Below are 15,448 nucleotides of genomic sequence, written 5' to 3'. Positions count from 1 at the left end.
CGCCCCGTCCCACCCGTCCCTGCGAATCCCCCCACCCCCTGATGAAGGAACCCCCGACATGAGCAGACGAGCCCCCCTCCTCCGCGCCGGAGCGGCCACCGCCGTCGCCGTCCTGTGCCTCACCGCGGTCCCCCAGGCCGCGAGCGCCGCCCCCGGGACCCGGCCCCCCGGCCTGGCCCAGCAGGACACCCTGCGCTGGAACACCCCGAAGGACTTCCACATCGGCAGCGCCGTGGCCGGCGGAGGCCACCACACCAGCGCCGACTACCCGGAGCCCTTCCCCTCCGACCCCGAGTACCGCTCCGTCCTGGCGCGGGAGTTCAGCTCCCTGACCCCCGAGAACCAGATGAAGTGGGAATTCGTCCACCCCGAGGAGGGGGTCTACGAGTTCGGCCCCGCGGACGACATCGTCGACTTCGCCGAGGCCAACGGGCAGGTCGTGCGCGGCCACACCCTGTTCTGGCACAGTCAGAACCCCGACTGGCTCGAGGAAGGGGACTACACCCCCGACGAGCTGCGCGCCATCCTCAAGGAGCACATCCAGACGGTGGTCGGCCACTACGAGGGGCGCATCCAGCAGTGGGAGGTCGCCAACGAGATCTTCGACGACAGCGGGAACCTGCGCCTGCAGGAGAACATCTGGCTGCGGGAGCTGGGCCCGGAGATCATCGCCGACATCTTCCGCTGGGCCCACGAGGCCGACCCGAACGCCCAGCTGTTCTTCAATGACTACAACGTGGAGGGCCTCAACGCGAAGTCCGACGCCTACTATGCGCTGATCCAGGACCTGCTCGCGCAGGGCGTGCCGGTCCACGGCTTCGGGATGCAGACCCACCTCGGCCTCCAGTACGGCTTCGACGGGCGCATGCAGCAGAACCTCCAGCGCTTCGACGACCTGGGGCTGGAGACGGCCGTCACCGAGATCGACGTCCGCGGACCGGTCGACGGGAACGACCGGATGACCGACGAGCTGCGCCGGAAGCAGGCCGACTGGTACCGCATGGCCCTCGAGGCGTGCCTGGCCGTGGAGGACTGCAACTCCTTCACCGTGTGGGGCGTGCTCGACGAGCACTCCTGGGTGCCGAACACCTTCCCCGGCTACGGGGACGCCCTGACCATGGAGGGCGACTACGAGCGCAAGCCGGCCTACGACGCCCTCCAGGAGACCCTGGTCCGCTCGCAGCCCGGCGGCGACGCGAAGTGGGAGCACCACCCCGCGTTCCGCTGAGCCGGTCGCCCGGCCCCGGCCGGCGCGCGACGGGGCCCGCTCGTGCGAGCGGGCCCCGTCGTCGTCCCCGGACGGGGGCGGGTCAGCGCCGGTCGATCCAGCGGGCCGGCGAGTCGTGGATGGGCTCGAGGGCCGTGGCGGCCGCACCGGTCAGGGCGGGATGGGCGTCCGCGGCGGAGCGCTGGATCTCGACGGGCCCCACCTCCGCCGTGAGCGCGTGCGCCTCCAGGACCTCGCGCAGCACGGGCTCCAGCTCCGGGGCGATCGGGGCGAAGTACCCGGAGAGCACGACCGTCGACAGGTCCAGGACGTTCATCGAGTTCGCGAGCACCACGCCCAGGGGCCGCCCGATCATCTCCATGACCGCCTCCCGGCTCTGCAGCCGCTCCGCCGTGGCCGCCACGAGGTCCTCGATCCGGACGTCCTCCGGCAGGCCGGTCCGGCCCCGCAGCGCGTGGTAGCTGGCGTAGGCCTCGAGGCAGCCGCGCCGCCCGCACCGGCACAGCTCCCCGCCGGGGGTGATCGTGACGTGGCCCAGTTCCCCCGCCCAGCCGTGCTCGCCGCGGTGGATGCGCCCCTCCAGGACCACGGCGCCGCCGATGCCGGTCTGGCCGTGCAGGAAGAGGAAGGACGCGCCGGGCCGGTGCAGGACCTCGGTGCGCGCGGCGAGCATGCTGTCGTTGCCGGCGGTGAGCGCCGGGCCCCGGAACGCCGGGTGCTCCCGGAGCCGCTCGACCAGCGGGACGTCCTGCCAGGCGAGGTTGGGGGCGGAGAGCACGGTGGCGCGGTCCGTGGAGAGCCGGCCGGGGACCGAGACGCAGATCCCGGCCACGGGCACGTCCCGGCGGGGCGCCAGGGCGGTGTCCAGCAGACCGGCCAGCACGGAGACGACCTCGTCCACGGACGCCCCGGCGAAGGCCCCGAAGCGGGACTCCTCGTGCAGGACGCGGCCGCCGAGATCCGTGACGAGGCACGCGAGATGGTCGGCGGCGATCTCCAGGCCCACGCCCAGCACGGTTCCCCGGGCCACGGTCAGGGGGATCGTCGGCCGCCCGGACACCCGCGCGGCCGTCTGCCGGCCCTCGACGAGCAGGCCCGCCTCGAGCAGCTCCTGCACCAGCTTGGACACGGTGGGCTTCGTGAGCCCGGTGAGCTTGGCGAGCGCGGCGCGCGAGACCGGCGCGTCCGCCCCGGCGACGGCGCGCAGCACGGTGGAGAGGTTGTGCTCCCGCAGGTGGCTCGACTGCACGGACGACTCTTCTCTGGTGCCGAGGGGACCGGGTCCGGCGCGGATCCCGGCCGACCGGACGGCAGAAAATCCGCCGGCGGTCTTCCCCCACGGTATCCCAGCTCCTATAGTAAGTAACGGAAACTAACCAACTGGGAAAGGACCTCCGATGCCCACCGCCTCCCCCGCGACCTTCCTCGCCTCCTCACTCACCCCGTCACCCGCGGACAAGTTCTCCTTCGGCCTGTGGACCGTGGGCTGGGCTGCCCGCGACCAGTTCGGCACCGCCTCCCGGCCCGAGCTCGACCCCCTCGAGTCCGTGCGCAAGCTCAAGGAGCTCGGCGCCTGGGGCTTCACCTTCCACGACAACGACCTGATCCCCTTCGACGCCACCGAGGCCCAGCGCGAGAAGCTGATCGGGCAGCTGAAGCAGACCATGGACGAGACCGGCATGGTCTGCGAGATGGTCACCACGGACACCTTCGCGGAGCCGATCTTCAAGGACGGCGCGTTCACGTCCAACGACCGGCGGGTCCGGCGCTACGGCCTGCGCAAGGTGCTCCGCAACGTGGACCTCGCCGCCGAGCTCGGCGCCACGACCTTCGTGATGTGGGGCGGGCGCGAGGGCACCGAGTACGACTCCTCCAAGGACCTCTACGCCGCCCTGGACCGCTACGCCGAGGGCATCGACACCGTGGCCGGGTACATCAAGTCCCAGGGCTACGACATGCGCATCGGCCTCGAGCCGAAGCCCAACGAGCCCCGCGGCAACATCTTCCTGCCCACCATCGGGCACGCCCTCGCGTTCATCGACCGGCTCGAGAACGGGGACGTCGTGGGCGTGAACCCGGAGACCGGGCACGAGCAGATGGCCACGCTGAACTACACGCACGGCCTCGCCGAGGCGCTGTGGTGCGAGAAGCTGTTCCACATCGACCTCAACGGGCAGAACGGCCCGATGTACGACCAGGACCTGGTGTTCGGCCACGGCAACCTGATCAGCGCCTTCTTCACGGTCGACCTGCTGGAGAACGGGTTCCCGTCCCTGCCGGGCGCCTACCAGGGGGCCCGCCACTTCGACTACAAGCCCTCCCGCACCGAGCACCTCGACGGCGTCTGGGACTCGGCCGCGGCGAACATGCGGATGTACCTGCTGCTGAAGCAGCGGGCCGTGGCCTTCCGCCAGGACCCCGACGTCCAGGAGGCCATGGAGCAGTCCAACATCCTCGAGCTCGGCGAGCCGACCCTCGCCGAGGGCGAGGACCTCGAGGCCTTCCTCGCCGACCGCAGCGCCTACGAGGACCTCGACCTGACGGGCCCGTCGGAGCGCAACTACGGCTTCGTGCGCCTGCACCAGCTCGCCGTCGAGCACCTCATGGGCGCCCGGGGCTGAGACACCCGGGGCCGGCACCCACCCCCCTCCGGGGTGCCGGCCCCGTCCCGGCCCGGTCCGGCGCACGTCCCCCCTGCGCCGGGCCGGGCACTGCGCGTCCCGTCCCGCGGCGCCCTCGCCGCTCCGTCCCGACCCTGCACCGAGGTTCTTCATGGCACGCACCACCGTCCTGGGCATCGACTCCTCCACCCAGTCCACCAAGGCGCTCCTCGTCGACGCCGGCACCGGCGAGGTCCTCGCGCAGCGCCGCGCCCCCCACCCGGACGGGACCGAGGTGGACCCCCGGGCCTGGCTCGCCGCGCTCGACGACGCCGCCGGGCCCTTCCTCGCGGAGGCCGCCGCGGTCTCCGTCGGCGGTCAGCAGCACGGGATGGTCGCCCTCGACGAGCACGACGCCGTGGTGCGCGACGCCCTGCTGTGGAACGACACCCGCTCGGCACCGCAGGCCCGCCGGCTTGTCGAGGAGATGGGCGGTGCGGCCGCCTGCGCCGAGGAGCTCGGCAGCGTGCTGGTCGCGTCCATGACGTCCACCAAGCTGCGCTGGATGGCGGAGCACGAGCCGGAGCACGCCGCCCGCACCCACCGGGTGCTGCTGCCCCACGACTACCTGTCCCACCACCTCGACGCCGGCCGGTCGTCCTTCTTCACCGACCGCGGCGACGCCTCCGGGACCGGCTACTTCTCCACGCGCACCGGCGCCTGGGACCACGCCCTCGTGGAGCAGGCGCTCGGCCACGACCTCGAGCTCCCGCAGGTGGCCGCCGCCCCGAACGCGGTCATGGGCCGCACGGCCGCGGGGGCGGTGCTCGCGGCCGGCACGGGCGACAACATGGCCGCCGCGCTGGGCGTCACGCTCGGCCCCGGCGACGTGTCCCTGTCGATCGGCACCTCCGGGGTCGCGGCCATGGTCTCGGAGACCCGCACCGCGGACCCCAGCGGGCTGGTGACCGGCTTCGCCGACGCCACCGGCCGGTACCTGCCCATGGCCACGACCCTCAACGCCGCCCGGATTCTGGAGTTCGGGGCCCGGGTGCTGGGCGTCGACCACGCGGGCCTCGCCGAGCTCGCCCTCGCGGGCCGTCCCGGGGCGGGCGGCGTCACCCTGCTCCCCTACCTCGACGGGGAGCGCACGCCCGACCGGCCTGAGGCCCGCGCCACCCTGCACGGGATGTCCTCGCGCACCGGCCGGGAGGACATCGCCCGGGCCTGCGTGGAGGGCCTGCTCTGCTCCCTCGCCGACGGCGTGGCCGCGCTCGAGCGGGCCACCGGCACCGCCGCGGAGCGGATCCTCCTGATCGGCGGTGGCGCGCAGTCCGAGGCGGTGCGCCGGCTCGCCCCGGCCGTGCTCGGCCGGCCCGTGCTCGTCCCCGCCCCGGCGGAGTACGTGGCCCTCGGGGCCGCCCGGCAGGCCGCCTGGGCCCTCTCGGGCGAGGACGAGCCCCCGGCCTGGGCGCTCGCCGGCGCCCGGCAGTACGAGGCCGAGCCGACGCCCGAGGTCCTGGAGGCCTACCGCACGCTGCGCGACCGGACCGCCGACTGGTCCCGGCCCCCGGCCGGCGCCCGTCCCGAGCGGTGAGACGGCGCCGCGGTCCGGGCCCCGCACCTGCCCGGCCGGACCGGTCAGACCAGCGCGTCCTCCAGCGCGGCCAGCACCTCGGACGCGCTCCCGGCGTCGAGGAGGGCCCGCCGGCAGGACTCCGCGGCCAGGGCCTCGGAGAGCTCGGCCAGCAGCTCCAGGTGCTCCTCCCCGGAGCGCTCCTCCGGGAGGGAGATCAGGAAGACCAGGTGGACCGGTTCGCCGTCCAGCGCGTTCCACTCCACGCCGTCCCGGCTGCGGGCGAACGCGATCATCGGCCGCTCGGCACCGGCGGACTTGGCGTGCGGCAGGGCCACGCCGTTGCCCACCCCGGTGGACCCCTCCTCCTCCCGGGCCAGGGCCGCCGCGACGGTGCTGTCGGCGTCGTACGCCCGCCCCGTGTGCGCGCCGAGCTCGGCGAGCTGCCGGATCACGCCGTCCCGGTCCGCCCCGTGGACGTCCAGGAGCACGGTCGACTCGCTCAGGTGGGCCAGGACGGAGCCGGAGCGGCCCGGGGAGTCGTCCGGGGCGCGGGAGGTCCTGTCGCTCATGTGCTGTCCCATCGGTGGAGGTGGACGGGCGGCGCGGTCCCACCGCGCTGCCCGCGGCACCGCTGCGCCCTCGTGCGGGCCAACCTACGGCGGCCGGGCCCCGGCGTCCACCGGTCCGCGCGAATTCCGATCCCGACGGCAAATATTGTTGAACAATCCCGGGGGAGAGGGCATGCTGGAGGGACCGACGTGACAAGGAGCACAGCATGCCCCCCTCCGACATCGACCTCAACGCGGACTGCGGCGAGTCGCTCAGCGCCTGGGCCATGGCCGGCGACGAGGCCGTCCTGCACGTGGTCACCAGCGCCAACGTGGCCTGCGGCTTCCACGCGGGGGACCCGACGGTCGCCCGCCGGACCTGCACCGTGGCCGCCGAGCAAGGCGTGGCCGTGGGCGCGCAGGTCTCCTACGACGATCTCAAGGGCTTCGGCCGCCGCTTCATCGCCGTGCCCCGGGCGGAGCTGACCGACCAGCTGGTGTACCAGATCGGCGCCCTCCAGGCCTTGGCCCGCGCCTCGGGCACCGGGGTGAGCTACGTCAAGCCGCACGGCGCCCTGTACAACGCGATCGTCCACCACGAGGAGCACGCGGGAGCCGTGGTGGACGCCGTGCGCGACGTCGACGATGCCCTGCCCCTGCTGGTGCTGCCCGGCTCCGAGATCGAGCGCCAGGCGCGGGCGGCCGGGCTGCGCACGGTCCGCGAGGCCTTCGCCGACCGCGGCTACACGGCGCAGGCCACACTCGTGCCCCGCACCGAGGCCGGCGCCGTCCTGCACGACGCCGACGAGATCGCCGCCCGCGTGGTGCGGATGGCCGTCGAGGGCGTGGTCGAGGCCGTCGACGGCTCCCTCGTGGCGGTGGACGTCCAGAGCATCTGCGTGCACGGGGACACCCCCGGGGCGCTGGCCATCGCCGAGCGCGTGCGCCGCGCCCTCGAGGAGGCCGGCCTGCGGGTCGGGAGCTTCCTGTGAGCGGGCCAGCCCCCGCGGGGCCCCGCCGGGTCCGGCCGCTCGGCCCGCGGGCGGCGCTGGTCGAGTGCGCCGACCTGCACGACGCCGTGGCGGTGCACGCCCGGCTCGCCGCCGCGGACCTGCCCGGGCTCGTGGACTGCGTGGCCGGCGCGGAGACCGTGGTGGTGCGCGCGAGCACCACCGCGGCGCTGCGGGAAGTCGTCCGCGCCGCCCGCGCCGCCCCCCGCGGGAGCGCCGGGGCCGGCGGGGCCCGCACCGTGACCATCGACGTCGTCTACGACGGCGAGGACCTCGAGGCGGTCGGCGAGCTCACGGGCCTCGGCGCGGACGGGGTGGTCCGGTTCCACACCGGGCAGGCGTGGACGGCCGCCTTCGCCGGCTTCGCGCCCGGCTTCTTCTACTGCGTGGGCGAGGACGGTCCCGACGTCCCGCGCCGGGGCACGCCGCGCACCGCCGTCCCCGCCGGCTCGGTGGCCCTGGCCGGCCGGTTCTCCGCCGTCTATCCCCGCAGCTCCCCCGGCGGCTGGCAGCTCATCGGCCGCTCCGCGGCCCGGCTGTTCGACCTCGACCGCGAGGACCCCGCCCTGCTGCATCCCGGGGACCGGGTGCGCTACCGGCCCGTGCGCGAGCTCGTGGAGGTCGCCGCGACCGCAGCCCGGACCGCCCCGGTGCGGGGGCCCCACCTGACGGTCGGCGCCCCCGGGCTGCAGACCCTCGTCCAGGACGGCGGCCGGGCGGGCTCCGCCGCGCTGGGCGTGTCCCCCTCGGGCGCGCTCGACGCCGCCGCCGCCGGATCGGCCAACCAGCTCGTGGGCAACGGCCCGGGGGCGGCGGTGCTGGAGCACCTGCTCGGCGGGCTCGAGCTGACCGCCCACGGGGAGCACGTCCTGGCGGTCACCGGCGCGCGGGCGGCGCTGACGGTCACGGGCCCGGCCCCGTGGCGGCCCCCGCCCGGCACCCCCTTCGCCCTGCGGGACGGCGAACGGCTGGCCGTCGGCACCGTGACGGCCGGGGCGCGGGTCTACGTGGGCGTCCGCGGCGGGATCGCGGTCCCGCCGGTGCTGGGCAGCCGCTCCGCGGACACGCTCGCGGGGCTGGGCCCGGCCCCCCTGGCCGCCGGCGACGCCCTGCCGGTCGGACCGGACCCGGGCACCGCCGTCCGGCCCCCCGAGCCGGCGCCCGCCCCGTCCGCGGTGCCCACGGTCCGCGTGGTCCCGGGCCCCCGCGACGACTGGTTCACCCCCGCCGCCGTGGCCTCCTTCTTCGCGCAGGAGTGGGAGCTGACCACGTCCTCGGACCGCGTGGGCGCCCGGCTCTCCGGCGAGCCGCTGGAGCGGGTGCGCACGGACGAGCTGCCCAGCGAGGGGACCGTGCCCGGCTGCGTCCAGGTCCCGCCCGCGGGCCTGCCGGTCGTCCTGCTGCAGGACGCGCCCACCACCGGCGGCTACCCCGTGATCGGGGTGGTGCACCCGGAGGACCTCGCCGTGCTCGCCCAGCTGCGCCCCGGCGGGCGCCTGCGCTTCGTCCGGCTGCCGGCGCCCGATCTCGGCCCGCCGCCCGCGGAGGACCCCGAGCCCGCCACTGCCCAGGCCGAACCCGTCAGCACCGCCACCAGCACGTCCACCGACATGTCCACCGACACCTCCCGGGAGTAGCACCGTGCGCAAGATCCTGATCGCCAACCGCGGGGAGATCGCCGTCCGCGTCGTCCACGCCTGCGCCGAGGCCGGCCTCGAGTCCGTGGCCGTCTACGCCGACCCCGACGCCGACGCCCCGCACGTCCTGCTGGCCGACGAGGCGTACGCCCTGGAGGGCACCTCGGCCGCCGAGACCTACCTGGACGGGGACGAGGTGCTCGCGATCGCGCGCCGGTGCGGCGCCGACGCCGTGCACCCGGGCTACGGGTTCCTCTCCGAGAACGCCGGGTTCGCCCGGGCGGTGATCGAGGCCGGCCTCACCTGGATCGGCCCCTCCCCGGAGACGATCGTGCTGCTGGGGGACAAGGTCGCCGCCCGCGAGATCGCCCGGCGCGCCGGCGCCCCGCTCGTGCCGGGCAGCGACGGCCCGGTCGAGTCGCCGGAGGACGCCCGGGCCTTCGCGCAGGAGCACGGCCTGCCGGTGATCGTGAAGGCCGCCCACGGCGGCGGGGGCCGCGGCATGCGCGTGGTCCGGGAGCTCGACGAGGTCGAGGACGCCTTCCGCTCGGCCGCCCGCGAGGCGCAGAGCGCGTTCGGCCGCGGCGAGTGCTTCGTGGAGCGCTTCCTGGACCGCCCGCGGCACGTGGAGGCGCAGGTCGTGGCCGACGCCCACGGCCACGTCGTCGTGCTCGGGACCCGGGACTGCTCCCTGCAGCGCCGCCACCAGAAGCTCGTCGAGGAGGCCCCCGCGCCGTTCCTCTCGGACGACCAGCGCGAGCGGATCGCCGCCGCCGCCGAGGGCATCTTCCGGGAGGCCGGGTACGTGGGGGTGGGCACCGCCGAGTTCCTCGTGGCCCCGGACGGGCTGATCTCCTTCCTGGAGGTCAACACCCGGCTGCAGGTGGAGCATCCGATCACCGAGGAGGTCTACGGCGTGGACCTGGTCCGCGCCCAGCTGACCGTGGCCGCCGGGGACCCGCTGCCGGTGCTCGAGACCCCGGTCCCGCGCGGGCACGCGTTCGAGTTCCGGATCAACGCCGAGGACCCCGGCCGCGGCTTCCTGCCCTCCGGGGGCACGGTCGAGGCCGTCGACACCCCGACCGGCCCGGGCGTGCGCGTGGACTCCGGGGTGCGCCGCGGCACCCGGGTGGCCACGACCTTCGACTCGCTGCTGCTCAAGCTCGTCGTCAGCGCGCCCACCCGCGAGCAGGCGCTCGTGCGGGCCCGCACCGCCCTGCGCGAGCTGCGGGTCCACGGCGTGGCCACCACGGTCCCGTTCCACCGCGCCGTGCTGGACGCCCCCGCCTTCGCCGGGGGCGAGGGGCTCGGGGTGTGGACCACGTGGATCGAGGACGAGTTCGCCGGCCGGCTCGCCCCGGACGCCGAGTACGCCCGCGCGGACGAGCCGGGCCGCACCCGCTTCACCGTGGACGTGGACGGGCGGCGCGTGAGCATCGGGATCCCCGACGCCCTCGCCGCGGCCCTGGGCTCCGCCCCCGCGGCGTCGGAGGCCGCCCCCGCGGGGGCGCAGCCCGCCGACGACGGCGCCGTCACCGCGCCCTTCGCGGGCACGCTCGTCTCGTGGCTGGTGGCCGAGCAGGAGGACGTGGCCGCGGGCCAGGACGTCGCCGTGCTGGAGGCCATGAAGACCGAGACCCGGGTGTCCGCGCCGCGGGCCGGCAGGATCCGGGAGCTCGCGGTGGGACCGGGGGACGCGGTGACCGCCGACCAGGTGCTGGCCCGCCTCTCCTGACCGGGCTCCACCGCGGCTCGGCCGGCGGCGGCCCGGCCGCCGGTCACTCGGGGAGCAGCTCCTCGAGGGGCGGGGCCTCCTCGATGAGTCCGTGCTGGACGGCGAGGTCCGCGAGCTCCTGCACGGACTGCCGGTTCACCTCGGTGGGGTAGGCGGGCAGGACGAGCTGGTCGATCAGCTCCTCGTCGAGCTGCGTGTAGGTGGGCAGCACGGCCCGGACCTCGTCGGGGTTGTCCTGCGCGAACTGCAGCGACTTCTCGATGGCGGCCCGGAACGCCTCGACGGTCTCGGGCTCCCGGGCCAGCACGTCCTCGGTGGTGAAGTACACGGCCACCGTCAGGTTCTCGATCGGGAACGCGTAGTTGGAGACCGCCGAGCGCGCCCCGTCCTGCATGGCGATGGTCCGGAACGGCTCGATCGAGCCGATCGCGTCCACCTCGCCCCGCTCCAGGGCCGCCGGCATGTCGGGGAGCGGGACCTCGACGAACTCGACGTCCCCGGGGTCCCCGCCCTGCGCCTCGATGGCCGCGCGGATGGTGGTGTCGCTGATGTTGTTCAGGGTGTTCACCCCGACGGTCCTGCCCTGCAGGTCCGCGGCGTCCTGGATGTCGCTGTCCTCGCGCACCAGGACGTCGGCGAAGTCCTCGCCCTGCACCCCGGTGGAGTTGTTGGCGTTGGCGATGATCTGCAGCGGCAGCCCCTGGGACCGGGCGACGATCAGCGACGTCACGTTGCTGAAGCCGAAGTCCATCTCCCCGCTGACCACGGACGGGACGATGGCCGCACCGCCCTGGGCCTGGGTGATGTCGAGCTCCAGGCCCTCCTCCTCGAAGAAGCCCTGCTCGATCCCCAGGTAGAGGGGCGCCACGTCGGTGCTCGCGATGACGCCCACGCCGACCCTGGTCAGCTCGCCGTCCCCGGCCGCTCCGCCGCCGGACTCCCCTCCCCCGCACGCGGTCACCGTCAGGACGGCCGCCGTGGCGAGTGCTGCACCGGTCTTCTGCATCGAAGCCTCCAGGGAGTGGGACGGACGTCCTGAAAGCCTAGAGGACGGCCCGGGCCCGCCACCAGGGTGCCGCCGCACGGCTGGGCGCCCCGGGATGCCAGGATGGGGACCGATGAACACCGTGGAGAACGAGTTCCTGACGACGGCCGTCGCGCAGGCCGGGCCCGCCCCGCAGGGCGAGGCCATCCCGTGGGCGGTGGACGTGCTGCGCCAGGGCGTCGTGGCCGGCCGACTGCCGCCCGGGACCCGGCTCTCGGAGGCTCGGGTCAGCGAGGCGCTGCGGGTCTCCCGCAACACCCTGCGCGAGGCGTTCACGATCCTGGTCGGGGAGAACCTGCTGGTGCGGGTCCCCAACCGCGGCGTCTCGGTGGCCCGGCCCGGCGCGGACGACGTGCGGGAGATCCACCGGGTGCGGCTCGCGCTGGAGACCTCGGCGCTGCGCTGGTCGGACCCGGTCCCGCAGCCGGGCCTGCACGCCGCCGTCGAGGACGGCCGCGCCGCCCGTGACCGCCGGGACGTCACCGGCATGGCCGACGCGAACCAGCGGTTCCACCGCGGCGTGGTGGAGCTGGCCGGCTCGCCGCGGCAGGACGAGCTGATGTCCCGAACCCTCGCGGAGATGCGGCTGGTGTTCTACTCCATGCGCCAGGATCCGTCCTTCCACGCGCCCTGGATCGAGCGCAACGCCCGGATCCTCGAGCTCTTCGAGCAGGGCCGGCGCGAGGAGGCCGCCGTGCAGATGCACGACTACCTGGAGGCCTCCCGGCAGCAGCTGCTGGACGTCCTGGAGGGCCCCGCGCCGGCCGCGCTCAGGGGACCTGGTACTGCCAGTCCGGCAGGTCGGTGACCAGCATGTGGCCCGGGGCGTGCCCGAGGGCGAACGGTACCCCGGACTCGAGCACCGCCGCCTGGGGCGTCACCCCGCAGGCCCAGAACACGGGGACGTGGCCGTCCGGGATCTGCACCGCGTCCCCGTGGTCGGGGGCCCCGAGGTCCCGGATGCCCAGCTCCTGCGGGGCGCCGACGTGCACCGGGGCGCCGTGCACGGCGGGATAGCGGGAGGTGATGCGCACCGCGTCGGCCACCCGGGAGGCGGGGATCGCCCGCATGGACACGACCAGCGGGCCGGACAGCCGCCCGGCGGGCGCGCACGGGACGTTCGTGCGGTACATCGGGACGTTGACGCCCTGGTCGATGTGGGCGATCGGGATCCCGGCCTCCTGCAGGGCCGCCTCGAAGGTGAAGCTGCAGCCGAGGGCGAAGGTCACGAGGTCCTCGCGCCACACGTCCAGCAGGTCGGTGCGGGTGCCCGCCACCTCGCCGTCCCGGTAGACGGTGTAGAGCGGGACGTCGGTGCGGACGTCGCCGCCGCCCAGCAGCGGCCCGGTCACCTTGCCGGCCTCGAGCACGCCGAGCACCGGGCACGGCTTGGGGTTGCGCTGGGCGAAGAGCAGGACGTCGAAGGCCCAGTCCGCGGGCACGACGATCAGGTTGGCCTGCGCGAAGCCGTCGCACCAGCCCGACGTGGGCGTGACCAGGCCGCTGCGGAACATCGCCCGGGCGGCGCCCGGGGCCAGGGCGGCCCGGTCCCGCCGGGCCTGCGTGCTGTCCGGTCCCACGGCGATCACGCCCACAGCGCGGCGATGCCGCTGAGGGACTGGTAGCCCAGGAAGATGGTGAGCAGCCACACCACGGTGCCGATCAGCGCGAGCCACTTGGGGTACTCGTAGCCGCCCAGCAGGTCCCGCCGGCGCCAGGCCACCCACAGCAGCACCGCGAAGCCCAGCGGCAGGATGAGCCCGTTGACGGCGCCCGCCACGATGAGCAGCGTGGACGGCGCCTGGCCGAGCAGGGCGAACACGGTGGCGGAGACCAGGATGAAGGCGATGGTCATCAGGTTCCGGGTGCGCGGCTTCGTCCGGGAGGTGGTGAGGAAGGACACCGAGGTGTAGGCGGCGCCGATGACCGAGGAGATGGACGCGGCCCACAGGATGACCCCGAACAGGCGCAGGCCGACCTCCCCGGCGGCGGAGCGGAACGCCTGGGCGGCGAGGTTCTCGCCCGTGAGCTGGGCGCCGCCGGCGACCACCCCGAGGATCGCCAGGAACAGCAGGAAGCGCATGACCCCGGTGAGCACGATGCTCACCACGGAGCTGCGGGAGATCTGCTTGACGCTCTCCACGCCGGTGATCCCGGCGTCGACGATGCGGTGGGCGCCCGCGTAGGTGATGTACCCGCCCACGGTCCCGCCGATGAGGGTCGTGATGATCAGGAAGTCCACGTTCTCGGGCAGCACCACGTTGCGCAGCGCCTCCCCCACCGGGGGCCGCGAGACGAACGCGACGTAGCTCGTCACGAGGATCATGAGCACGCCGAGGACCACCACGATCCGGTCCAGGGCCACGCCCGCGCGCTTGCTGACGAACACGCCCACCGCGATCAGCGCCGTGAGAACGCCGCCCCACGTGGGGTCGAGGCCGAGCAGCGCGTCGAGGCCGAGCCCGCCGCCGGCGGTGTTGCCGATGTTGAAGACGAGCCCGCCGGTGGCCACGAGCGCGGCGATGAACCAGCCGAGGCCCGGCAGCACGCGGTTGCCGAGCTCGTGCGCCTTGAGCCCGGAGACGCCGATGATCCGCCACACGTTCAGCTGCACCGCGATGTCGACGACGATGGAGATGACGATGGCGAACGCGAAGGCGGCGCCCAGCTGCACCGTGAAGTTCGCGGTCTGGGTGATGAACCCGGGGCCGATGGCGCTGGTGGCCATCAGGAAGAGGGCCCCGAGCAGGGCGGAGCGGTTCACGGCCCGCATCGCCGCGGGGCTGCTGACGGAGCCGCGACCCTCCGGGACGGGCGGGACGGGGGCGGAGCTGGACATGCGGCCTCCTCGGGACGGGGGCGACCTGCGCCGGGGCACGGCGCCGGCCTCCCTGGACGTGGCCGCGGTCACTTTCGTGCCAGTGTAGTGATTGTTGAACAATCTGAACAGGGCCTTCGCCGCTTCTCCGCCTGGACAGGCGACGCTCCCCGGGACAGGCTGGATCCGGATCCCCCGCCCTCGACGACCGGGAGCAGCGCATGCACGACGACGGGTCCGCGGGTGCCGTGGACGTCCTGCTCCCGGCGCCGGCGTCCCCCGGGTTCCTCCGGGACTTCCTGGCCTCCCAGGCCGTGCCCGGGTGCGACGACCTCGCGGGCGGTGCCCACCGGCGCCCCGTCGTGGTGGACGGAGCGGTCCGCACGGTGACGGTCGACTGGAGGGGCCTCACGCCGGCCGGTCTGCCGGTGCGCATCGGGCCCGGGACGGCGGAGACCCTGGAGCCCGTGCTGGAGCGGGTGCGCCGCTGGCTCGGCGAGGGCACGGAGTCCCCCGTGGCGGACCGCGCCCTGGCGGCCGACCCCGTGCTCGCCGCGGACGTGCGCGCCTGGCCCCTGATCCGGCTGCCCGGTGCACCGGACGGCTTCGAGACGGCGGTCCTGACGGTGCTCGGGCAGCAGGTCTCCCTCGCCGCGGCCCGCACCTTCGCCGGGCGCCTGGTCCGCCACCACGGCACGCCCGTGACCGGCGGCGCCACCGCCTTCCCGACGGCCCGCCGGATCGCCGGGACGGACCCGGCCAGGCTGCAGCGGGACGTGGGCGTCACCACCCGCCGGGCCGCGACCGTGCACGCGCTCGCCGTGGCGGTCCGCGACGGACTCGTCCTCGACGCCCCGCCGGGACGTGCCGGCGCGCCGTCCGGGGAGGACGCCGCCGTGCTGCGCGAGCGCCTGCTTGCCCTGCCCGGCATCGGCCCGTGGACGGCCGGGTCGATCTCGCTGCGCGTCCTGGGCGACCCCGACGTCTTCCTGGCCCAGGACCTGGTCCTGCGGCGCGCGCTCGGGGCGGCCGGGGCGGCCGCCGCCGCGGCGACGGCGGCCGCCTGGAGCCCCTGGCGCAGCTACGCCGTGATGCGGCTGTGGGCCCGCGCGGCGTTCCCGGACTCGGCCGCCCTACCCGCCGGCGGGGACCGCGCAGCGCCCGGCGGACCCGGCCCGGCCGGGGGCCCCGGAGGGTCCGGGGCCCGCTGAGCCCGGCCGGCGGCGCGGGCCGGGCTCCCGGGCCGGC

General features: G+C 75.1%; 13 protein-coding genes. 8 read left to right on the top strand and 5 right to left on the bottom strand.

Annotation, left to right across the window (positions count from 1 at the left end; translation table 11 throughout):
* Window positions 1–58: 58 nt before the first annotated feature.
* Window positions 59–1,228: an endo-1,4-beta-xylanase gene (locus RF647_RS17575; RefSeq protein ID WP_368812838.1), complete on the top strand. Its 1,170-nt coding sequence runs from the start codon at window positions 59–61 to the stop codon at window positions 1,226–1,228.
* A gap of 82 nt (window positions 1,229–1,310) precedes the next feature.
* Here RF647_RS17575 and RF647_RS17570 read toward each other — a convergent pair whose 3' ends face one another.
* A complete protein-coding gene (locus RF647_RS17570; RefSeq protein ID WP_368812837.1) occupies window positions 1,311–2,477 on the bottom strand; it encodes an ROK family protein in 1,167 nt (388 codons plus the stop codon).
* 148 nt (window positions 2,478–2,625) lie between these two features.
* On the opposite strand from RF647_RS17570, the gene xylA reads away from it, so the two are divergent.
* Window positions 2,626–3,849, top strand: a complete 1,224-nt coding sequence (gene xylA / locus RF647_RS17565; RefSeq protein ID WP_368812836.1) for a xylose isomerase — start codon at window positions 2,626–2,628, stop codon at window positions 3,847–3,849.
* 151 nt (window positions 3,850–4,000) lie between these two features.
* Window positions 4,001–5,425: a xylulokinase gene (gene xylB / locus RF647_RS17560; protein ID WP_368812835.1), complete on the top strand. Its 1,425-nt coding sequence runs from the start codon at window positions 4,001–4,003 to the stop codon at window positions 5,423–5,425.
* 44 nt (window positions 5,426–5,469) lie between these two features.
* Here the strand turns inward: xylB and RF647_RS17555 are convergent, their stop codons facing one another.
* Window positions 5,470–5,976 carry a PTS sugar transporter subunit IIA gene (locus RF647_RS17555; RefSeq protein ID WP_368812834.1) on the bottom strand — a complete coding sequence of 169 codons (507 nt, stop codon included), beginning with the start codon at window positions 5,974–5,976 and terminating at the stop codon, window positions 5,470–5,472.
* A 206-nt stretch (window positions 5,977–6,182) separates the two neighbouring features.
* Between RF647_RS17555 and RF647_RS17550 the strand changes: the two genes are divergently transcribed.
* From RF647_RS17550 to RF647_RS17540, 3 genes are read left to right on the top strand one after another with little or no spacing between them, the layout of a single operon-like run.
* Complete coding sequence (locus RF647_RS17550) at window positions 6,183–6,947, top strand: LamB/YcsF family protein (protein WP_368812833.1); 765 nt, start codon at window positions 6,183–6,185, stop codon at window positions 6,945–6,947.
* Window positions 6,944–8,602 (top strand): 5-oxoprolinase/urea amidolyase family protein, encoded by a 1,659-nt coding sequence (locus RF647_RS17545; RefSeq protein WP_368812832.1) that lies wholly within the window; start codon window positions 6,944–6,946, stop codon window positions 8,600–8,602. Before RF647_RS17550 ends, RF647_RS17545 begins: the two co-directional genes overlap by 4 nt.
* A 4-nt stretch (window positions 8,603–8,606) precedes the next feature.
* Window positions 8,607–10,337: a biotin carboxylase N-terminal domain-containing protein gene (locus RF647_RS17540; protein WP_368812831.1), complete on the top strand. Its 1,731-nt coding sequence runs from the start codon at window positions 8,607–8,609 to the stop codon at window positions 10,335–10,337.
* A gap of 43 nt (window positions 10,338–10,380) precedes the next feature.
* On the opposite strand, the gene RF647_RS17535 is transcribed toward RF647_RS17540, so the two are convergent.
* Window positions 10,381–11,343 carry an ABC transporter substrate-binding protein gene (locus tag RF647_RS17535; RefSeq protein WP_368812830.1) on the bottom strand — a complete coding sequence of 321 codons (963 nt, stop codon included), beginning with the start codon at window positions 11,341–11,343 and terminating at the stop codon, window positions 10,381–10,383.
* Window positions 11,344–11,455: 112 nt separating this feature from the next.
* Between RF647_RS17535 and RF647_RS17530 the strand changes: the two genes are divergently transcribed.
* Window positions 11,456–12,190, top strand: a complete 735-nt coding sequence (locus RF647_RS17530) for a GntR family transcriptional regulator (RefSeq protein ID WP_368812829.1) — start codon at window positions 11,456–11,458, stop codon at window positions 12,188–12,190.
* On the opposite strand, the gene RF647_RS17525 is transcribed toward RF647_RS17530, so the two are convergent.
* Both RF647_RS17525 and RF647_RS17520 read right to left on the bottom strand, forming a co-directional pair.
* Window positions 12,153–12,896: a putative hydro-lyase gene (locus RF647_RS17525; RefSeq protein WP_368812849.1), complete on the bottom strand. Its 744-nt coding sequence runs from the start codon at window positions 12,894–12,896 to the stop codon at window positions 12,153–12,155. The genes RF647_RS17530 and RF647_RS17525 overlap by 38 nt on opposite strands.
* Before the next feature lie 71 nt (window positions 12,897–12,967).
* Window positions 12,968–14,221, bottom strand: coding sequence for an NRAMP family divalent metal transporter (locus tag RF647_RS17520; RefSeq protein ID WP_368812828.1), 1,254 nt, complete (start codon window positions 14,219–14,221; stop codon window positions 12,968–12,970).
* A gap of 200 nt (window positions 14,222–14,421) precedes the next feature.
* Here RF647_RS17520 and RF647_RS17515 point away from each other — a divergent pair, with 200 nt between their 5' ends.
* On the top strand, window positions 14,422–15,411 hold the full coding sequence (locus RF647_RS17515; RefSeq protein WP_368812827.1) for a DNA-3-methyladenine glycosylase 2: 990 nt from the start codon (window positions 14,422–14,424) through the stop codon (window positions 15,409–15,411).
* The last annotated feature ends 37 nt before the right edge of the window (window positions 15,412–15,448 follow it).

The sequence above is a fragment of the Kocuria sp. CPCC 205263 genome, from assembly GCF_040981075.1.
Lineage (GTDB): Bacteria > Actinomycetota > Actinomycetes > Actinomycetales > Micrococcaceae > Kocuria > Kocuria rosea.
Note: the sequence above shows the minus strand (reverse complement) of the source record. Positions and strands in the feature narration are given on the sequence as shown.